This window comes from Nocardia sp. Tas62D01 (assembly GCF_055232035.1).
The window spans coordinates 3,544,225-3,564,130 of the sequence record NZ_JBUYUZ010000001.1; the positions used below are offsets into that span (position 1 = coordinate 3,544,225).

Consider the following 19,906-nt stretch of genomic DNA (forward strand, 5'->3'; position numbering starts at 1 on the left):
GGGATATTCGGTCGGTGGCCCCGGCTTTTGCCAGGATAGCGGCGCTATTACTGGCAGTCGGCTAAGAATTTGCTGGGAGCTCGGCGCGCCTGATGTGCATGCGCTGTCCGCGCAGACACGCGGGCAGATAGCATTGCCAACCGTGCCCGACGCCGCTACTGCTGTCTTGACGAAACCGCCCGCCGCGCCCGCGGCCGCGCCGAACGATTTCCGCACCGCGCGGATAGTCGCGTTGGTCGCCGGTGTGCTCGGAACGCTGTTCGCGCTGGCGAGTCCGTTCTTGCCGGTCTCGCAGACGACTGCCGTGCTGAACTGGCCGCAAGACGGCAAGCTCGGCAACGTGCAGGCGCCGCTGGTTTCGCAGGTGCCGATCGACCTGGACGCCACGATCCCGTGCGCTGCCGTCGCGGAGCTGCCGCCGCAGGGCGGCATGCTGCTTGCCACCGCGCCGCCGCAGGGGGATGGGGCGGCGCTGGAGGCCATGTTCATCCGGGTGTCGGACACCGCGGTGGACGTGATCGACCGCAATGCGGTCGTCGCCTCGGCGCAGCGCTCGCAGATGGGCGACTGTACGTCGATCACCATCAGTTCCGACATCAACAGGACCAGGGCGGCGTTCGACGGCCTGACCACGATGGTGGAGAAGCCGGTCGAGGGTGGGGCGCCCGGAGCCAAGCAGCTGGTTTCGGTACCGGTCGAGGGGCAGTTGAGCGGTGACCTGCGGCCGCAGGTGGTCGGGGTCTTCTCCGATCTGCAGGGTGCGGTGCCCGCCGGGCTGTCGTTCAAGTCGACGGTCGATACCCGGTTCTCCTCCAGCCCGACCGCGATCAAGCTGATCGCGATGATCGCGGCGGTGCTGTGCACGCTGATCGCGCTCGCCGCGCTGGCCCGGCTCGATGGCAGCGACGGGCGCGGCCACCGCCGGTTCCTGCCCGCCAACTGGCTGAAGCCGACCTGGGCGGACGGCACGGTCATCGGCACGCTGCTGGTGTGGCATTTCGTCGGCGCCAACACCTCCGACGACGGCTACATCCTGACCATGGTGCGGGTCGCTCCGCACGCGGGCTATATGGCCAACTATTTCCGCTGGTACGGCGTCCCGGAGGCGCCGTTCGGCTGGTACTACTACGTGATCCAGGTCTTCTCGGAGATCTCCACCGCCAGCCCGTGGGTGCGCGTGCCCGCGCTGGCCTGCGCCATCCTTTGCTGGATGGTGATCAGCCGCGAGGTGGTGCCGCGTCTCGGTCGCGGCGTGCGCAACAGCAAGGTGGCGCTGTGGACCGGTGGTCTGGTGTTCCTGGCGTTCTGGCTGCCCTACGACAACGGTCTGCGCTCGGAGCCGATCGTCGCGCTCGGCGCGCTGCTCACCTGGGTGTCGATCGAGCGCGCCATTGCCACCGGACGGCTGCTGCCCGCCGCCATCGCCGTTGTGGTCGCCGCGTTCACGCTGGCGGCGGCGCCGACCGGATTGATGTGTGTCGCGGCATTGCTCGCCGGTATCCGTCCACTGGTGCGGGTCGTGGTGCGACGGCATCGACAGTTCGTCGCGCAGGGCAGTCGGTGGGTGTCGACACTGTCGCTGCTGGCGCCGATAGCGGCGGCCGGTGTGCTGGTACTGACCGTGGTCTACAGCGACCAGTCCTTCGCCGCTATCCAGGAAGCCAACCGGGTGCGTCAGGTGACCGGGCCAAACCTCGCCTGGTACGAGGATTACCTGCGCTACTACTATCTGTTCGTGGAGACCGTCGATGGTTCGCTGTCGCGCCGGTTCGCCTTCCTGGTGATGCTGCTCTGCCTGTTCACCACCATGCTGGTGTTGTTGCGGCGCAGGCAGGTTCCCGGCATCGCCAGCGGCCCGACCTGGCGGCTGATGGGCGTGGTCTTCGGAACCATCTTCTTCATGATGTTCAACCCGACCAAGTGGACCCACCACTTCGGTGCGTACGCGGGCATCGCCGGATCACTGGCCGCGGTCACCGCGGTCGCGGTCTCGGCAAGCGCCTTGCGGGCGCGGAAGAATCGCGCGATCTTCCTGGCCGGGTTGTTCTTCGTGCTGGCGATCGCGTTCTCCGGGATCAACGGCTACTGGTACGTATCCAGCTTCGGCGTGCCGTGGTTCGACAAGCGGATCTCGCTGCACGGCTACCAGTCGAACACGGTGATGCTCATCTTCTTCGGGCTGACGCTGGCGCTGGTCGGCTGGTATGCGTTGCGCGAGGACTACACCAAGCCGCAACCGTCACCGAAGTCGCCGCGCGGCAGGCGAATCCGCAAGTTCGCGGCCATCCCGTTGACCGTCGTCGCCGCGCTGATGGTTGCCATCGAGGTGCTTTCGCTGGTCAAGGGCGCGTACTCGCAGTACCCCGCCTACTCGCTGGCCCGCTCGAACTTCGACGCGATCGGCGGAAGTTCGTGCGGCCTCGCCAATGACGTGCTGGTGGAACCGGATCCGAACGCCGGCAGGCTGCAGCCGATCATCGATCCGGCCAACCCGCCGAAGGACCCCAACGATCCGCTGGCGGGCGCCGATCCGGTCGGCTTCGATCCCAACGGCGTGCCGAAGGACCTGTCCGCCGACAGCGTCGAGGTGAAGCCGGGTACCGGCAACACCTCCACCCAGTCCATTGGCGCCGCGTTCGAGAAGGGGCAGAGCGCGGGCACCGGCGGCGGTGAGGGCGCGCGTGGCGTCAACGGCAGCACGGTGGCGCTGCCGTTCGGGCTCGACCCGGCGACCACGCCGATCCTCGGTAGTTACCAGGAGGGCGTGCAGCAGCCCGCGCACGTGGTGTCCAGCTGGTACCAGCTGCCCGCCCGTTCGGCGGACAGGCCGCTGGTGGTGATCTCAGCGGCCGGCCGCATCTTGTCCATCGACGACACCGGATCGGTCAAGTACGGCCAGTCGCTCACCGTCGATTACGGCAAGCGCCAGCCCGACGGCAGCGTGCAGTCGCTCGGCACCTACCTGCCGCGGGATATCGGTCCGTTCCCATCCTGGCGGAACCTGCGGGTGCCGCTGGACAAGATTTCGCCCGAGGCCGACGCGGTCCGGATCGTCGCCAACGACCCGATCCTGATCGGCGACCAGTGGCTGGCCTTCACCCCGCCGCGGATGCCGAAGTTGCAGTCGCTCAACAGCTTCATCGGCAGCGAGCAGCCGGTGCTGCTGGACTGGGCCGTCGGCCTGCAGTTCCCGTGCCAGCGTCCATTCGACCACAAGAACGGCGTCGCCGAGGTCCCCGGCTACCGCATCCTGCCCGACCGCCCGCTGGCCGTCAGCTCCACCAACACCTGGCAGGCCGAAGAGTTCGGCGGCCCGCTCGGCTTCACCCAGATGCTGGCGAGGTCGACCACGATTCCGACGTACATGAAGAACAACTGGGCACGCGACTGGGGCTCCCTCGAGCGCTACGACCAGTACGACCCGAACGCGAAGGCCGCCCATCTGGAAACGGGTACCGCGACCCGCTCGGGTCTGTGGTCCCCAGGCCGGCTCCGGGTCTTCTAACGGCGCCGCGGTAACCTCCGGCAGGCACAACGAAAGGCCGTCGCATCGGATCAACCGATGCGACGGCCTTTCTGCTCTCGGTGCTCCGGCGGGTGGTCAGACCTTCATCATGCGAAGGCCGAGTTCGCGGCGGAGCAGTTCTTGTGAGGGGTGGCGTGCGAGAACGCGAAACACCGCCGGTCGTATTTCCCGTTGCTCGTCGGCTGTGAGCAGTCCGACGAGGTCGCGCAGATCCATATCATCGAAGGCCGCGGTCATGGTTCACAGATTACGGTCCGCCAGCACCCTCGGCAGGTTTTCGAATCACCAATCGTGGGGGTACCTGGTTGTCCGGTGACGTCCTATTGCCGTCGTAGCGCTCGGACGCAATGAGCACCTCGGTCCGCTATGTTCCTCAGGCTGAAAGGAGTTGGCTCACTCGCTGATGTGAGGTACCGATCAGTGCGGCGATATCGCGGACGGGCACCTGCTTGGCTGCGAGTTCCTTGGCCAGCGCCGCTGATTTCTCCGCGATCGTCTCGTGGATGTCATCTGCCTGTGCACGCAACGCTCGCAGCTCTTCGGACCGCGCTCGCGTATCGGCAGTGAGGCCGATGTCATCGAGAATCACCTGGACCTCGACGGTCGATGGCGCGACATCCATGGTCACCGCGATGTAGTCGCGGGCTTCCCGCTCGACCTCCGACAGCCGCCGCGCCTGCGTGAGCGCATCCTCCCCGAGCTCCGGGATTGCCAGCGCCCACCAACGCCCTTCCCTCGATACACGCACGGTGTAGGCCATCACGCACCTCCTTCGCAGTCGCAAGACATGATCGCCTTGCGGATCACGCGGACCACGCCCGGTCGAATCGTTCGGTGTCCATCCGGGACGGTAACCGTGTGTCGCCCGCCGCCACATTGCCAAAGGCTATGGCTGCCTTTGGCATTGCGCTTCAGGTTCCATCCGGCGTCGATGAGCTCTCTGAGGATTGCACGGGTCGCGTGCTCCGCAATCATCAGAATAGGCTAGGGACTAGACGATATCAAGTAAAGCAACTAGACGTTTGGTTGGCTCGGCTTAGGATCGTGTGCATACGCGCCGCGCTCGCACCGGAGGACCACTGAGTGAGCGTCCGGGAACTCTCGTCGGCCGTGGCAAGCCTGCGTGCAGAACGCCTACAGCCTGGTCTCTCGCGACGACGAGGACCTGCTCCAGCTGTGCCTGGCCGAGGACATCGCCTGGGTGCCCTACTTCCCGCTCGGCGGCACCTTCCCCGGCCTGCCCAAGGCGACTGACGAGCCCGCGGTGCACGCGGTCGCGGAGTCCCTGGGGGTCACGCCCTCCCAGATCGGCCTCGCGTGGCTGCTGCACCACGCCCCGAACGTGCTGCTCATCCCCGGCACCGCCAACGCCGCCCACCTCGAGGCCAACGTAGCGGTCAGCCGGATCACCTTCGACGCCGCGACCCTCGACGCCGTCGAGTCCCGCTCCAGCGAAGTCCCCATCGGATGAGGGGCACAGACATTAAGGACATCTCGATGAAGGCCATCATCTACCGCGACAACGGCGGTCCTGAGGTTCTCGAACTCGTCGACCGCGACCTGCCCTCACCCGGCCCCGGCGAGGTCCGCGTCCGGGTCGCTGTGTCGGGCGTGAACCCGACCGACGCGCAGGCCCGTTCCGGCATCGCCCACGCCCCTGGACACGGTGTCGGCGACTGGTCGTTGGCCGGGCATGGCGAACACAGACAACTCGGCAATACTGGCACGCGAACTCCTGGCAGAACATGGTCTCGACAACCGATGCTCTACCAGGAGTTCTTCATATTCGGGCTACACCAGGCCGAACCGAACATCATTGCCTTGCAACTACATTCGCCCACCCTTGCACCACCAGACCCTGGCACAGCCGAACCCTCCGCCAACTCACCACCAGCCACGGCCGACGAGAGTTCCCGGACGCTCACTGAGAGGTGGCGAAGACTGGTGCGGCTTGGATCATTTCGGTGGGGGTGGCGGTTAGATCCATACCGACTTCAGCTGTGTGGTCGCTGTCGTGTTTGTTGGCGATGGCCAGAAGCGGCCCGGTGTCGCAGACGATCACTCGTTGCCGCCCAGCTCGCGCCGGAGCACCTCCTGAGAGGTGACAGCGAAGTCTGGTTCTGCCTTGTAGCTGCTCGGGCGGCGGTCGATCACTGGACTCGGATGGGGTCGGATTTGGCCCAGCCGTTGCGGGGTTCGACGGTGACGCCGATGGTGGCGGGGGTGGCGGTTTTGTCGTCGGGGGTGAACTTTTCGAGGGAGCCCCAGTCTCGGAACCAGTTGTGGTCGAGGTAGGTGGGGATGGTTTGGGAATTCAGGAGCAGGCCGGTCCAGCCGAGCGGGCCGCCGCCGATATCGTCCTCCCAGGCGTTGGAGGCGTCGGAGCCGACTCGGTCGGGCAGGATGCGCCAGTTGGGGACCTCGGCTACGCCATCGTGGTGGTTGAAGGGGCGCTGGCAGGGGAAGGCGAGGCCGACGTGCCAGTCCAGCAGCACCGGATCATTCGATCCGACAACGGAATTCAGGGTCGCCAGCTTGGGCAGGCGGGGCGGGGTGACCGCGAGCCACTGCTTCTGGGTGATGTCGTTGTCCACCGCGACCAGGCGCACCGCGTTCACGTCGGTAGGCAATTGGTCCAGTGGGACACGCAGATTGCGCCACGACGGGGCCGGGCCGATGTCGAGCGGGGTCACCGAGCCGAGCGTCTTCACCTCGCCGTTCGTGCCCCGGGTTCCATATTCGAGGCGCAGGTCCGCACCGTAGGTGACGACGCCGTCCGCGTCGACCGAACGGATCCGGCCCGCGGCGGTGATCGACAGCACCTGGTAGGCGGGGTCGTGGCGCATGCTGTCGGTCAGGTCGAGGCGATACCACTGCGAGGTGAGCTTGGCCTGCTGCTGCTCGCCCTCCTGGTAGCTGCCGAGCACCGGCGTCCGCGCCGGATCCAGCCCGAACGGCAATGCCACTGTGCTGCCGTTGATTCCGGCTTGCTCGCTGGTGCCGCCACCGGTGCCGGCGCCGGTTGTATTGGTGGTCTTGTTCTTCGCGCCGCTGTTGACCGAGTTCGCGCCGCCCGACACCGTTTCGTCGGCATCGGCGGTGAGATCGCCGGCGACCCCGTTGGGCGTGAATCCCTTTGATTCCGCGGACAATCCATCCGCGGGCGATCCGGTATAGGGCTGCAGCAGCGAGTCCGCGGTGTCCGTCTCCACCAGCACCTCGTTCGCCAGCGCGCACGTATTGCCCGACAGCGAGTCCAGATTCGACTTCGCGATGGAATACGCGGGGTACTGGGTGACGGCCGCCTTGGCCAGCGAGGCCACCTCGAACAGCACCAGCACCGCCGCGGCTATGGTCAGCGGCGCGGAGGCGAACCGACCGAAACGGGTGGGGCCGCAGGCGCGCGTCCGCAGGTACGGCTCGCGATAGTGCAGCCACACCGCGACGATCAGCGCCACGCCACTGAGCACGAGGAACATCGTGGAGACGCCCTTGCCCGCGATCAGCGGCGCCTTGTCCCACCACGGCACGCCGTAGCTGGAGACGTACCACCAGCCGTTGGAGCCGGTGAAGGTGATCGCCAGCAGAAACAGCACCGCGGCAGTGAACAGCGCCCTGTTGCGTGGCGCGCGAATGCCCTCGCTGCCCACGGCGACCGCGGCCAGCGCGGCCAGCGATCCGGCCAGCCCGGCATACACGCCGAAGTGGTGTGTCCACTTGGTCGGCGTGAACATCATCAGCAGCAGTGACGCGAAGACGATGCCGAGAATCCGTACCGACGGCCCACGCGAGGTACCGGGAATCCGGCCCTTGCGCAGCACCTGCAGCACGCAGACCAGCAGGCACAGCAGCATGACCAACACACCGAACCGCCGCGACAGCGAACCGTCGGGGGCGAGCATCAGCAGCGAATCCCAGCGCGTGCGTTCGTCGAACCAGGCCACGTTCGGGCCGATGATGGTGCGGACCCGGGTCGCTTCCATCACCGTCGCCAGCGTCTGATCGGCGAAAACCACTACCAGTACCAGGGTTCCGGCAGCGAGCCCCGGCGCGAGCAGCGCGAGATACCGGAATACCGCGCCCAGACGCGACGGGGGTTGCTCGATCCCAGGGGCAGCGGTGCTACGTCCGGCCGCCGTGGCGCCCGCATTCCCGGCCTGCTGCGCGTCGTCGTCGGATCCCGGCACCGCGGCAGAGAACGCGTCGCTCCCAGTCGGATCCCCGTCGCCCGATTCGGCTTTGCTCGCAGCGAGATTCGCCGCGGCACCGGCTCGGCGCACGCCGCCGAGCGTGCCCGCCGCATCACGCGCCCGCCGGACGATGATCTCCAGCACCGGCCGGGAACCGGCGATCAGTGCCGCGATGCAGATGAGTCCGGTCGGCCCGGCGGCCAGCGAGAACGCCGCGATCAATACCGCGATCGCCGCCGGCAGCAGCCGACCCGTCGCAATGGCGCGTTCGATCGAGCACCAGGTGAGCAGTGCGCCCGCGGCGATCAGCGGTTCGGGGCGCAGGCCATTGTCGTAGGGCAGCCAGAAGGCGAGGAAGACCAGCCCGGCCGTCCACAGCGCGACCTTGTTGCGCCGGACCCGAGCACCCAAGCGGGGCAGCACTTCTCGGCTGATTACCAGCCAGCACACCACGCCGGCGGCCAGCGTGGGCAGCCGCATCCACGGGCTGGCATCCGAGACCCGTGTCATCCAGGCAAGTACCTCGTAGGACCAGCCGAACGGCGCCTCGGGCACCCCGAACCAGCGGTAGTAGTTGGCCATATATCCGGCGTGCTCGGAGACACGCGCCATATTCAGGATGTAGCCGTCGTCGGAGGTGTTGGCGCCGATGAAATGCCACAGCACCAGGATGCCGAGCATCGCGCCGTCGGCGATGGTGAAGCGCCACCAGTGCGCGGGCAGGAAGCGGCGGGCGCGCCTGCCGTCGGCGTTGTCCAGCAGATGCAGCGCGATCAGCGCGACGATGGTGAGGACGGCCGCGGCGATCATCGCGGCAAGCTTCAACGTGGACGGTGTGGAGGAGAAACGCGAGTCGATATCGGCGTGCAACCGGGCGCCGTCCAACTGTCCGGCTTTCAGATCGGTGAAGACCCCGACCACCTGCGGTCGGATGTCCCGGTCCACGGTGTTGCGGAACGGCGTACCGTCCTGGCGCTTGGCGCCGACGAATTCGGCGGTGGTCCCGGCCGCGGTCGAGGTGACCGTGACCGCGTCACATCCCGCGATCTCGGCCACCGGCGCCGACAGCAGCGGCACGTCACGCAGGATCAGCGAGAGCACCCCGTCGGTCACCGAGACGACCAACCCCTTGGCCGTCGCCTGCCCCGACGCGGCCGGGATGGTCGACAGCACCGTGCCCGACCCGGCCGCCCGCACGACCGCGCACGGCAGGGTCGTACTCAACCGCTGTGGCACATAGGACACCAGCGGTGCTTCGACACTGGTGGCGCCGGTCTGGGGCCAGTCCATCGTCGCCTGGTCCTGCTCCACCGGTAGCAGCGGTGTCAGCAGCGCCAGCACGAATCCGAGAAGCCCGGAGACGAGGGCGATCAGGCGGTTACGGGTGAATGCTCGAGATGATCGGTCCGGTCGCACGGAGTTGATGCTAGCTACCGTCGCCTATGACCCCCGCTATCGCAGCGCTCTAACGTCCCAGAGCCACACATCATCGACTCGTGTCGGTGGGGCGTCGAGCAGTTGCGTGATGGTCGTGCGCAGCACGTCGGCGTTCTTGGCGGCGGGCAGTACCACCACGTCGGCCTGCCAGAATCGAAGGTCGTCGAGGGCCTGTGCGCGTGCGTCGCCGTCGAGGGCGGGCACGACGCCGGTGTCCTGAGCGCGGACCAGCAGGGCGGCGGTGGGTCGGATCTCGGGGCCGTAGATGCCCTTTTTCGTGGTGCCGGTCGGGCCGACGAAATAGCCGCCCGCGAGCGGGAAGTCGAAGTTCGCGTCGGCCTGCCAGAGCAGCGCCCGCGCGTCGGGTGGCCACGGCGGCGGCACCATGACCACCGAACCGCCGCTGACATAGTTCCGCACTTTCCCGTCTGTGAAGAATTGCGGCGTCGGCGGGCGATTGATCACCGGCAGGATGGTCGGGACCAGTGGCAGCAGTGCGAACGTCAGCGCGGCGAACCAGGCCAATGGCCGCCAGTCGCCCGCCGACTGACGCCACGATGCGAGCGCGCGCTCGGTGACCAGCGACAGCACCACCGCGATGGCCGGAATGGCCGCCATGGTGAGCCGGGTTTCCAGCACGGTGTTGAGCAACGGGACCTTTTCGGCCCACTGCCATGGCAGCTTGATACCGGTGGATTGCTTGCCGAGCATGGCCACCGAACCCAGCGACAGCACCCCGAACACCGCGATTACCACACCCGCGGCCCGCACCGCGCGCTCACGCCACAGCAGTGCCAGTGTCACCGCGACCAACAGCAGCAGTGGCCAGCCGAAGTAGGCGTTCTGTTCGGTCTCGTTGATGGCCACGTATTGGCCTGGCGCGAAGATGCCGCCCAGCGATTCGGACGGGAACTGCACGATCGCCTTCAGGTCGTTGCCCATCGGGCCGTGGTCGATGGAGCGATAGCTCTGCGGCCCGAAAAACTGCCACCACAGCGGAATCTCGGTGAGCATCACGGTGATCACCCCCGCCAGCGCGATCGTCGGAATCAGCGCGCGCAGCACCCGTAGACCGGTGCGTGGCGCGTGGAGGTAATACACCACCGCGAACAGCCCGAAGGCGAGCGCGAAGATCAGCAGCGGTTCCTCGCCGAGCGCGATCTGCATGGCGACCAGCAGGCCGAGGGTCACCGCGTCCCGAATGCGCCTGCGCGGCCGTGGATCCGCGCTGAGTGCGCGCCGTGCCAACCGGATGAGCAATCCCGCAATGATCGGAAGCAGCAGCAGCACAACAAAATTCGGATGCGCGTTGGCGTGCGAGATCATCGCAGGCGCGAATCCGCAGAACACGCCGCCGATCGCGGCGGCAAGTTTGGAGTCGACGAGTTCCCGGGAAAACAGCCAGTACCAGGCGAAGGCCGTGGTGCTCAATCCGAGCGTGAGCACAAGTACGAACGTGACGGTCGGACCGAACAGCAGCGTGATCGGCGTAAGCGGCACCCCCACCCCGAACATGGCCGTATTGGCCATCATGTTCACGCCCGCCGGGGAATTCTGCAGATCGGTCCCGAGCGGATTCTGCAGATGCGCCACCGAATGCGCCGTGACCGCGAAGAACCACTCCCACATCGTCTGGTCCTGACCACTCTTGATCAGATACCCACTCTGTGTATTCCGCCACTGCCCCGACAACACCGTGAACGCCAACGCCAGATAGCCCACCGCGACGATCAGATGACTGCGACTGACGCGTATCCGCAGCCGTCTGCGTTTCCTATCGGGTGCCTTCCGGCCCGGTAAAGGCACTCTGCTCGGTGTCGATTCTGATACGACGCCTACAACTTCCGGTGCCTCAACCTGCAAAACGAATTTCTCCTCCATGCCCGAATCAGCCGTTCAAAGTACCCAACCACCCTGTGAACACCCGCGCAACGCGGCTTGTCGGGTGTTCAGCCGTGCGTTGGGAGACCTGCGCTCAACTCCTGCGCGGATTATCTGGCCAAGTTCTGGACGTCCCCGGTGACTTACCCTGCTACTCCACAAGTCACACATCGATGCGCACCCGATCCGCGCGCGGATCCGTTCGGTCTACGTCGAGTGCGGCGCCGCGATCGCGCGGCGCGTACGGCATTTGTGGTCGCCGGCGGGCACACCGGCTGCCCGCCGCCTACCCCGCGGTGGGGTGCGCGCGGCAGGACCGCAACGAACTCTCGGACCTGCTGATCTACCGGTGGGTGGTGATGAGCGTGAACGGGCCGATGTCTGTGGTGGTGAAGTGGGGGTCGGTGAAGAGTTTCTTGGGGAAGCTCACTGTGTAGCGCTTGACATTGGGGTCGTTGGGGTAGACGTCCTTGGCCAGGCGGAGGGTGTAGTTGTCGCCGCTGCTGCGAAACAGGAAGGCGTCGGGTGCGCGCCATGGGGTGGCGGCGAGGGCGTCGAGCATTGCGGTGGAGGAGTCCAGCTTGCTCCAACCCTCGATGGTCGCGGCGCGACCTGCGAAGTCCGCCAACGGATTTGAGTAGTGCGAGGTGAGTGCCTGGAAGCCGTAGTAGGGGTAGAAGGACAGGAAGCTGGTGTCGGCGGTGAGGACCACCGAGTCCGAGCGTGGCCGGCCGGTTTGCGCCAAAAGCGCCGCGTCCACCTCGCGGTAGTAGAACACCGCCGATGGACTGCGCTTGTCGGCGCGCTCGCCGTTGCCGTCGGTGTCGGTGTAGGCGGTGGTGATCTCCGGTGCCAGCACTCGCGGAATGTCCTGGGTGAACGCGAGCGCACCGATGGTGGCGACCACGATCACCGCGAGCCGGAACCGGCCCGGTTCGTTGAACGCCTGGTAGGCCGCCCGCGCGCCTTCCACGAATCCGAACGCTCCGGCTGCGGCCAGTAAAACCTGCAGGATCGGCTCGAGTCGGAACGACAGCAGTGTGGTTCCCGCGGCCGTCGCTGCCATGGACAGCAGCGTCCACAGGTAGATCGCCACGACACCGATACCGAGCGCCTGCGCCCGCCGCGACGACGCGGCCCGCACCACCAGCCATGCGGTGCCGATCAGACACAGCCCACCCAGCAGCGAGAACTCCACCATCGGCAGTGGCAACTCGGCGCCGGATTCGGGCAGGTAGTGCTGGGCGGTGCCCGACTTCGGGGTGGTCGCGCGCAGGTATTTCAGCAGATACGGCAGCCAGAAGATCGACGCGACCACCCCGGAGATCGCACCGATCACCACCAACCGCACCAGCGGCTGGATCGCCGCACGCCACGGCCGGACGTCGGCCGATGCCACAGCCGACCGACTCGGGTGCGTGGCCGCGCGCTGCTCGCGCACCGCGAGCCCGGCGGCGACCAGACCCATCAGCCCGATCGCGAACACCGCGAGCAAGAAATACAGCGTGTAGAACAGGGCCGCCACGCCGAGGAACAACCCCGTCCCGATGACCGCGCCCCAGCCGCCCGCCGTTCGGCCGTCATGCTCCGCCGAGTCGATACTGCCACCGACAACAGCGGGGCTGTTCGCCCCGGATTCGTGGCTCTGCGCAACCGCAGCATCGGTGACCGACGGCTCCGAATGGCGTGCTGCCGATTCGCGCCGGATGCCGCGCTCATGCGGCCGATGCAGCGCACCCCAGGCGAGCACGAGTGCGGGCGGCAGCAGGATGACGATGACAGCGCTGTATGCCTCGGGTGCGGCGGAGGACAGCGCGACCGCCGTGATCGCCGCGGTGATGCCGACCGCCAAGTCCGCGCGAATCAGCGTGGACCACAACACCAGCGAGATCACCGCCGCGACGGCGAGCGATCCGATGGCGTACGGCTTGAACGCTTCCCAACCGTCCATGCCGAGCACGTTGGCCACGCGTCCACCGATCCAGAACCACCCGGCCGGGTAGTACGGCGGCAGGTCGGCGTAGGTCATGTCGTGCAGCGCCGCGCTGTCGGTGAGGCGTGTCAGATACTCGGTGCGGAACTCCTGATCGACCGAGACACCGAACAGATACAGCTTGGTAGCGGCCAGCGGCATGCCGAGGGTAAAAGTGACAAACGTCGAAATCCCCACCCACGACAGCAGTTTCGCCATCCAAGGCCACCGCCGAGTGCGAATGAGCCCGATTGTCACCGCCAGCATCACCACGGCGACGACCTGTCCGACGGTGGTGAGCGCGCGCGTCACATTGGATGAGTTGAACGCGGGCCACTGCACCATCGAGAACGCCACCAACCCGACGGCTGCCACAATCGCGGCGACCGCAGCGGCCAGCACCGCCTCGCCCAACCCGGTGCCGATGTGCCGGGCCAGCACTGCTGTTCGGCCCGACACAGGCACGGGCGAGTGGGCGTGCTCCGCGGTTGCAGTGCTCAACGGCATGCTCCGTCCGTGATGTGCCGCCCCGCCTGCGGTTCGAGCGCTCGCCGGTGGCCGCCGCGCTCGTTGCGGCGAGTTGCACGCTGGTATCCGCTCACTCGCACTACGCCTCCGTATTCAGGTCGGCCGTGATCATGGTCGGCTCCGAACTTGCCACGCCGCCCGGCCGCCCGCACCAGCAGGGTGCCGGAGCGTGCCGATCGACCGGTGCGAGCGTGGTGCACTGTTTGCGCGGCCGTCTCCGGAGTAGAGGTTCACCACGCGATCAGTCCCTCGATGCGTCCTCCGCAACGCTGCCCTGGTCCGGGCGGCGTCTGCCGCAGCTCGATCGCATCGTATCGGTGGCCACTCACCCATGAAAGAAACCGGCCGCACCCGCGCCGTCCAACGCAGGGCATGCGCGGACAGTCCGGGTGCGGCTCGGGGAAATCAGATGGGCAGCTTGCGGAAGATCGGGCGCGGGATGTGGCGCAGGATCATCATTAAGTAGCGGAAGGCGCCGGGCGCCCAGATGAGCTCCTTGCCCTTCTGCGACGCCGAAACCGCAAGCGCTGCAACATCTTCCTTGTCGACGGTGAGCGGGGCTTCCTTGACGCCTGCGGACTTCCAGTGCTCGAGTGTGGTCCGGGTGCGAACCTGGCCGGGGCGGATGACCAGCACACGCGGGCCGAAGGGGCGCAGCGCCTCGCCGAGGCCGAGGTAGAAGCCGTCCAGGCCGGCCTTGGTGGAGCCGTAGACGAAGTTCGAGCGTCGCACCCGCTCACCGGCGGCCGAGGACATGGCGATGATCCGCCCGAAGCCCTGCGCCTTCATCTTCTCGCCGATCAGCACGCCGACGGAAACCGCTGCGGTGTAATTGATTTCGGCGATCTGCACGGCCTTGCGCTGGTTCTGCCACAGCTCCTCGGCGTCGCCGAGCAGGCCGAAGGCGACGATGGCGACATCCACGTCGCCGCCGTCCCAGGCCGCGTCGATCACCTTCGGGTGACTGTCGGTGTCCAGAGCATCGAAGTCGATGACGTCGGCGCTGCTCGCGCCCGCCGACTTCATCTCGGCGACCGCGGACTCACGCAGCGGGTCACCGGGCAGCGCGGCGAGAATGATCCGCGCCGGACCCTTCTTCAGGTACTCGGCGCAGATCGCCAAGCCGATTTCCGAGGTACCGCCCAGCAGCAGGATGGTCTGCGGGTTGCCTACGGCATTAATCACTGGAGCTCCAGCCTTCTCGCCATATCGGACATGAAAACGCCTGTGGGATCGACACTCCGGCGGACCTTGATCCACTCGTCGATCCGCGGGTACATCTTGTGGAAAGCCGCCGCCGTGGTGCGCGAGTCCTTCGCGGTGTACAGCCGCCCGCCGAACTTCATCACCCGCTTGTCCAGCTCGCCGACCAGTTCGTTCAGACCCGGCTTGATCGGGAAGTCGACGCAGATGTTCCAGCCCGGCATCGGGAAGCTCAGCGGCGCTTGATTACCCGGCCCGAACAGCTTGAAAACATTCAGCGCCGAGTAGTGGCCGGAGGCCTGGATGTCGATGATGATGCGCTTGAATTCCTCGACCGCCTCGGTCGGCACCACGAACTGGTACTGCAGGAATCCATTGGATCCGTAGCCACGGTTCCACTCCGCGATCATGTCCAGCGGGTGGTAGAACTGCGTCAGATTCTGCACCTTGCCGGTGTAGTTGCCGCCCATCCGGTAGTACGCTTCGCCGATGGACATCAGCGTCACCTTGTTCATGGTCCAGTTCGGGAAGATATCCGGAACCGTCATGAGCTGGGGCGCATCGAATTTCAGCGGCTTGCGCTGCAGCTTCCTGGGCAGCTCGTCGAGCTTCGCCAGGCGACCGCGGGTGATGGTGGCGCGGCCGAGCTTCGGCAGCGGGCTGATCACGTCGAACCACGCGCTCGAGTAGGTGTAGTCGGCTTCGCTGCCATCGCTGTGCGCCGCGATCGTCTCGTCGAGGGTTGTGGTCTTGACGCCGTCGTTGAGGAAGTACGCGGTCTCGGTGACCGCCATCTCGACGGTCGCGCGCAGGATGATGCCGGTGAGGCCGTTGCCGCCGACGGTCGCCCAGAACAGCTTGGCGTTGCGCTTCGGTGTGACGTGCTGCACCTGCCCGTCGGCGGTGAGCAGATCGATCGAGCGCACGTGGTTGCCGAAGCTGCCCTCGCTGTGGTGGTTCTTGCCGTGGATGTCGGAGGCGATGGCGCCGCCGATCGTCACCTGACGAGTGCCGGGGAGCACCGGGACCCACAGCCCGAACGGCAGCGCGGCCTTCATCAGCTGATCCAGGCTGACCCCGCCGTCGACATCGACGATATGGGTGTCGCCGTCGATGCGGTGGATGCGGTGCAGCGCCGTCATGTCGACGACAAGGCCGCCGGCATTCTGGGCGTGGTCGCCGTAGGAGCGGCCCAGTCCACGCGCGATCACGCCGCGGCGCAAATGTGCGGGCTTGCTGTCGTTGTCCTCGGCGACCATGGCGACAGCCTTGGCGATCAGTTCGGGATCGCTGGTCGAGAGGACCTCGGAGGAAGTTGGTGCGGTGCGACCCCACCCGGTCAACGCCCGAGTGCGTGTCGGCAGAGCGAACGCATCATCGGGGGTAGTGCCGGAGTCGATACCGGTGGTGGCGGCGGTCGGAGCTTTCGTGGACATCGGCATAGAGGCTACATGCATAGCCGGACATCCGGTCGGCGTCGCCGTACTCCCCAGTATGGGAGCTATGGCTTTGCCCGCAGAAGCGCTTACCGACGGCCGCAACACCCCGCTCGTCCCGCTACGCTCATCGCGTGCATGCCGAACCCCATCTCCCGCTCCCGGCCGAGTTGCCGTTGGTCGACGAGCCGGGTGGTACCGAAGTCGAGTTGAAGACGCAGATCATCCGCTTCGCCCTCACCGGCGGGCTGTCGGCCATCGTCGACTTCGGGTTGTACGCGTTCCTGTTCAAGGTCGTCGGACTGCCGTTCAACGTCGCGAAGGCGATCAGCTTCATCGCGGGCACCACGACCGCCTATTTGATCAACCGCCGCTGGACCTTCAAGGCGCCGCCGAGCCGGGCCCGTTTCATCGCGGTGATCGCGCTCTACGCGGTCACCTTCGCGGTGCAGGTCGGCCTGAACTGGGTGATGTACCACGCGCTGCCCGATCAGTGGTGGCGGCTGCCGCTGGCGTTCTGCGTGGCCCAGGGCACCGCGACGGTCATCAACTTCATCGTCCAGCGCGTGGTCATCTTCAAAATCGGAGTCTGATTCGCGGCCCTGCGGCGCCGCGAACGGCGCTCGTAAGACTCGCACCTGGTTGGTTGAGTCGGGAGCGGTCGATCAGTTCCGAATCGGCGTCGGCTCGGCGGGCTCGCGGGACCGGGCTTTGGCGCCGAAGTAGTCGCCGCCCTTGGCGCGGGTGTTGTCGGTGCCCCAGTCGCGCTGCTCTCGGGCGGCGGGCACCAGATGCGGAATGTGTTTGCGGCAGTGGATGTAGGCCTCTTCGACATCGACGACGACCCAGCGTTCGGCGGCGCGGCCTCTGTGGCCCTGTGGCAGGTTGGTGACGGAGTGGCGCAGCACGGTGTCGTCCACGATCTGGGCCGAGCCGTTGATGTGCAGGCCGATCAGATCGCGGACGACATCGATGAGCAGGATGCCGACGTGGGGGTTCTCCAGGATGTTGCCGAGGCTGGCCATGACACCGTTGCCGCGGTATTCGGGGTAGGCGATCGTGCGCTCATCGATCACGTGCATGAATCCGGGGACACCGGCGCGGAAGCTGGAGTCGCATTCTCCGTGCTTGTCGGAGGTGGCTATGAACGCCATATCCATCCGGCCGATGAATTCGATCATCGTGGGGTTCAGCTGGTCGAGCACCTGGTCTTCATAGAAGCGCTCGGCTCTGTCCTGCGAACCGTACCTGTCTTGTAGCTCGTGCTCACCATCACTGCCACAATGTGTACCGGGCATCTGCGCCCTCTCTGGTAGCCGGAGTCCGGCTCTTCGAGGTTCGACGCTGAACCGCGACTAAACCGAAATCCTGTCCATCTTAATAGGTTTCGCCGAGCGAATCTTCAAAATCCATGTTGAGAACGCATCGAATGCCTAATTAGCGCAAAGGTCTCCGCGAATTTGCCACGAGTCGACCGGCGCGGATTATAAATCCGCTCGGATCATTTTAGGTCTCGTGTCGAGCACCCCTCAGGCCGGGGTCAGCGTCACCGGGACGCCGTTGAACACGGCATTGCCCGACGGCACGTCGACCACCGAATCATCGGTCAGTACATTCGCATTGACCCCGGCGTGCTCCCTGGCGACGGTTTGGGTGCTGTCGGTGTGACCCCACCCATGGGGCAGGCTCACCACCCCCGGCATGATCGCCTCGGTCGGCTCCAGCGGCACCGTCAACGCCCCCGCGGCGGACTTCACCACCGCGTTGTCGCCGAGTCCGAGCCGCGCCACGTCGGCCGGATTGATATGCAGCGTGCACTTATTCGACCCGCCGACCAGCGTCGGGATGTTATGCATCCAGCTATTGTTGGACCGCAATTGGCGGCGTCCGATCAGCACGACGTCCGGCGCGGCATCGGCGAGCCGGGCCCGCAGCCTGACCACGTCGTCGAGCAGCGGCTGCGGCGCGAGTTCTACCCGCTTGGATTCCGTGCGCAGGTTCCCCGGCAGTTTCGGCTTCAGCGGACCGAGGTCGACGCCGTGCGGATTGTCCAGCAGCACTTGCAGGTTGAGGGTGCCGCTGTTCCACTCGCCGAAGGGCCCGAGGCGCAGCATCATGTCGATGCGCTGCTCGGTGCTGTTCGCGCCGATCAGTTCCGGCCGTCGCTGCGGCATCCCGGCCTTGTGCAGCGTGCCCGCGATGATCAGCTCGTCCACGGCGGTCAACGGGTCTTGCCCGTCGGCGTCATCGTGCGGTGTGCCGGTGAGCGCCGCGGCGAGGCGGGCCATGATCCCGGCCTCGGAGGGACGGTCGCCCAGCGGCACCAACGGCGGCGAATAGCGGGCGTAGTTGTGGACCGCGAACTGCAGCAGCGCGAAATCGTAGTGCGGCGACTGCACGGGTCGCGGCGGCGGCAGGATCACATCGGCGTGCCGGGTGGTTTCGTTCAGGTATCGATCGACGCTGACCATGAAGTCCAGCTCCGCGAAGGCCGTATCCAGCCGGAATCCGCTCGGCGCGGACAGCACCGGGTTTCCCGCGACCGTGACCAGCGCGCGAACCTGCCCGTCGCCCGGTGTGCTGATCTCGTCGGCCAGGGTGGCCACCGGCAGTTCGCCCATCGCCTCGGGCAGTCCGCGCACGCGGCTGGCCCAGCGACCGGTGCGGAACGGCCTGGTGCGGGTGATGCCTCCGGCTGCCGCATGGGCGAACATGGCGCCGCCGGGGGAGTCCAGGTTGCCGGTCAGCACGTTGATCACCTCGACGAGCCACTGCGTCAGCGTGCCGAATTCGGCCGTGCACGTTCCGATTCGCGCGTACACCGCGGCGGTCGGGGCCGCCGCCAGTTCCTGGGCCAGCCGGATTACGGTCTCGGCGGGCACACCGGTTCGGGCCGCGACCACCTCCGGGGTGAATTCCGCGGCGGCCGCGCGCACCTCGTCCAGCCCGGTCACCTCGACGCGCACGTCGGTCAGCTCCCGCGTGAACAGCGTGTGCACGATCCCGAACAGCAGATAGGCATCACTGCCCGGCTGGATGAACAGGTGCTCGTCGGCCAGCTTCGCGGTCCGGGTGACCCGAGGATCGACCACGACGAATCGACCGCCCCGGTTGCGCAGCGCCTTGAGCCTGCCGGGGAAATCCGGTGCGGTGCACAGAGATCCGTTCGATTCCAGCGGATTCGCGCCGAGCATGAGCAGATAGTCGGTGCGGTCCAGATCCGGCACCGGCACGGTTAGCGGGTCGCCGAACATAAGCCCGCTGGCCACCTGCTTGGGCATCTGGTCGGCGGTGCTGGCGGAATAGAGGTTCTTGGTGCCGAGCGCGCGGATCAGCACCGGCAGGTACAGCGCGCCCGCCACTGTGTGCGCGTTCGGATTGCCGAGATACAGTGCCGCGGCCTGGTTTCCGTGCTCGGCCACGATCGCAGGGAAGCGCTCGGCGATGAGATCGAACGCCTCGGTCCAGGACGCGGAGCGCCACGTATCGGTCGCGCGGTCGCGGATCATCGGTTCGGTCAGCCGGTCCGGATCCCCGTCCAAATGCCCGAAGCTGGCCCCCTTGGGGCAGATGAAACCCTTGCTGAACGGATCCTCGCGATCCCCGCGGACCGAGGTCACCTGGTCGTTCGCATCGAGCGTGACTTCGAGTCCGCACACCGCCTCACATAACGGGCAGGTGCGCAGTAGCGTCCGGGACGCATCGGTGATCGGGGCCATACCCCATCATCGCG

13 protein-coding genes are annotated in these 19,906 nt (G+C 66.6%); 3 read left to right on the forward strand and 10 right to left on the reverse strand.

Translation table 11 applies throughout. From position 1 onward, the window contains the following. The first annotated feature begins 142 nt into the window (after positions 1–142). Positions 143–3,505 carry an arabinosyltransferase domain-containing protein gene (locus ACV7NQ_RS17190; protein ID WP_463365706.1) on the forward strand — a complete coding sequence of 1,121 codons (3,363 nt, stop codon included), beginning with the start codon at positions 143–145 and terminating at the stop codon, positions 3,503–3,505. 96 nt (positions 3,506–3,601) lie between these two features. Here ACV7NQ_RS17190 and ACV7NQ_RS17195 read toward each other — a convergent pair whose 3' ends face one another. The 3 genes from ACV7NQ_RS17195 to ACV7NQ_RS17205 form a co-directional block, all read right to left on the reverse strand. Continuing rightward, on the reverse strand, positions 3,602–3,763 hold the full coding sequence (locus tag ACV7NQ_RS17195) for a hypothetical protein (protein ID WP_463360597.1): 162 nt from the start codon (positions 3,761–3,763) through the stop codon (positions 3,602–3,604). A 136-nt stretch (positions 3,764–3,899) separates the two neighbouring features. Then, positions 3,900–4,286 (reverse strand): hypothetical protein, encoded by a 387-nt coding sequence (locus tag ACV7NQ_RS17200; protein ID WP_463360598.1) that lies wholly within the window; start codon positions 4,284–4,286, stop codon positions 3,900–3,902. Beyond that, entirely contained in the window at positions 4,286–4,501 is a 216-nt protein-coding gene (locus ACV7NQ_RS17205) for a type II toxin-antitoxin system HicA family toxin (protein ID WP_463360599.1), read from the reverse strand. Before ACV7NQ_RS17205 ends, ACV7NQ_RS17200 begins: the two co-directional genes overlap by 1 nt. A gap of 148 nt (positions 4,502–4,649) precedes the next feature. Between ACV7NQ_RS17205 and ACV7NQ_RS17210 the strand changes: the two genes are divergently transcribed. Further along, the gene (locus ACV7NQ_RS17210) at positions 4,650–4,997 is read left to right on the forward strand and encodes an aldo/keto reductase (RefSeq protein WP_463360600.1); all 348 of its coding nucleotides are present in this window, start codon (positions 4,650–4,652) and stop codon (positions 4,995–4,997) included. A 679-nt stretch (positions 4,998–5,676) separates the two neighbouring features. Here ACV7NQ_RS17210 and ACV7NQ_RS17215 read toward each other — a convergent pair. The 5 genes from ACV7NQ_RS17215 to ACV7NQ_RS17235 all read right to left on the reverse strand — a co-directional run bounded on the left by ACV7NQ_RS17215 (position 5,677) and on the right by ACV7NQ_RS17235 (position 16,173). Next, the gene (locus ACV7NQ_RS17215) at positions 5,677–9,141 is read right to left on the reverse strand and encodes an arabinosyltransferase domain-containing protein (protein WP_463365707.1); all 3,465 of its coding nucleotides are present in this window, start codon (positions 9,139–9,141) and stop codon (positions 5,677–5,679) included. 27 nt (positions 9,142–9,168) lie between these two features. Beyond that, positions 9,169–11,034 carry a glycosyl transferase gene (locus ACV7NQ_RS17220; protein WP_463360601.1) on the reverse strand — a complete coding sequence of 622 codons (1,866 nt, stop codon included), beginning with the start codon at positions 11,032–11,034 and terminating at the stop codon, positions 9,169–9,171. 343 nt (positions 11,035–11,377) lie between these two features. Beyond that, positions 11,378–13,513, reverse strand: a complete 2,136-nt coding sequence (locus ACV7NQ_RS17225; protein WP_463360602.1) for a galactan 5-O-arabinofuranosyltransferase — start codon at positions 13,511–13,513, stop codon at positions 11,378–11,380. Between the two features lie 426 nt (positions 13,514–13,939). Continuing rightward, positions 13,940–14,719 carry a decaprenylphospho-beta-D-erythro-pentofuranosid-2-ulose 2-reductase gene (locus ACV7NQ_RS17230; RefSeq protein ID WP_463360603.1) on the reverse strand — a complete coding sequence of 260 codons (780 nt, stop codon included), beginning with the start codon at positions 14,717–14,719 and terminating at the stop codon, positions 13,940–13,942. Further along, entirely contained in the window at positions 14,716–16,173 is a 1,458-nt protein-coding gene (locus ACV7NQ_RS17235) for an FAD-binding oxidoreductase (RefSeq protein ID WP_463360604.1), read from the reverse strand. The genes ACV7NQ_RS17230 and ACV7NQ_RS17235 overlap by 4 nt, the downstream gene beginning before the upstream one ends. 134 nt (positions 16,174–16,307) lie before the next feature. Between ACV7NQ_RS17235 and ACV7NQ_RS17240 the strand changes: the two genes are divergently transcribed. Beyond that, entirely contained in the window at positions 16,308–16,766 is a 459-nt protein-coding gene (locus ACV7NQ_RS17240; RefSeq protein ID WP_463360605.1) for a GtrA family protein, read from the forward strand. 72 nt (positions 16,767–16,838) lie between these two features. Here the strand turns inward: ACV7NQ_RS17240 and ACV7NQ_RS17245 are convergent, their stop codons facing one another. Further along, complete coding sequence (locus ACV7NQ_RS17245) at positions 16,839–17,471, reverse strand: pyridoxamine 5'-phosphate oxidase family protein (RefSeq protein WP_463360606.1); 633 nt, start codon at positions 17,469–17,471, stop codon at positions 16,839–16,841. A gap of 231 nt (positions 17,472–17,702) precedes the next feature. Next, entirely contained in the window at positions 17,703–19,892 is a 2,190-nt protein-coding gene (locus tag ACV7NQ_RS17250; RefSeq protein ID WP_463360607.1) for a molybdopterin-dependent oxidoreductase, read from the reverse strand. Positions 19,893–19,906 lie beyond the last annotated feature (14 nt).